This window comes from Gordonia sp. i37, assembly GCF_002043085.1.
Taxonomy (GTDB): domain Bacteria; phylum Actinomycetota; class Actinomycetes; order Mycobacteriales; family Mycobacteriaceae; genus Gordonia; species Gordonia polyisoprenivorans.
The window spans coordinates 1-939 of record NZ_MVPX01000100.1; the positions used below are offsets into that span (position 1 = coordinate 1).

General features: G+C 70.8%; 1 protein-coding gene and 1 pseudogene. Both read left to right on the forward strand.

The window, feature by feature from the left end; all coding sequences use genetic code 11:
- A partial coding sequence (locus tag B1964_RS30345) for a hypothetical protein (protein WP_172398747.1) occupies nucleotides 1-240 on the forward strand: 240 nt, incomplete at its 5' end.
- A gap of 109 nt (nucleotides 241-349) precedes the next feature.
- Nucleotides 350-939, forward strand: a pseudogene (locus B1964_RS04425) (hypothetical protein); the annotation flags it as partial.

A 939-nucleotide genomic window follows, 5' to 3' on the forward strand; every position in this document is an offset into this window, starting at 1 on the left:
GGGGGTTCCCCCCCCAGCCGGTCGGAACTCTGCTCGGCGTATCGGACCGCGCTCAACGCCTTCGACGACGATTCCGAATTCGACGTGACCGATGAGCTCACCGCACTCGCCGACGCGGCGAAGGACTACGACGATTCCGGCGTCCGCTCCGACGGGGAAGACGTCGACTCCTCGTCGGGGCTGATCAGCGAGTCGAGCTTCCGGAGCGACACCCGCAACATCGCGGCGGAATGTGGGTGACAACATGACGATGCCTTCCGGTCCAGGCGACTACCCCGGCGCCCCTAACCCCGGTGTTCCGAACCCCGGTTTCGGTGGTCGGCCGTTCGGTCCACCTGCGCGCCCGCCCGTGCCCACAGGGCCCAATCCGCAGGGCGCGGGGATGCGCGCACTGATCGGTGGTGGCGCGATCGCGCTCGTCGCGCTGGTCTTCGTCTTCCTGTTCTGGCCGGTCGCGATCCTCCTCTTCGCCGTCGCCGCCCTGTACACGGTGCTACTCGGCACCGGGATGGACCCGTTCGCCGGGACGTCGACGACGATCGTCCACATCGGATACCTCTGGCGAACCCGAGTTGCTTCTCCCGGCGCCGCGCCCATCGGGCAGCGGTTTCCGAGCCCGCCGACGGGGCAGTCGTTCCCGAATCCGCCGACCGGGCAGCAGTTCCCGAATCCGGCGACCGGGCAGCGGTTTCCGAGCCCGCCGACCGGGCAGCAGTTCCCGAATCCGGCGACCGGGCAGCGGTTTCCGAGCCCGCCGACCGGACAGCGCTTCCCGAATCCACCGACCGGGCCACGCGGGGTGGGCGCTCGGCCACCGGTCGATCCGCCGACCGAGATCGTGGCGAGGCCGGGAGCACCCGGGCACGGGTTCACGGCCGCACAGGCCGCCGACCCCGCCACCGACCCGGCCGTTCTCGCGCAGATCGCCGCAACAGCTGG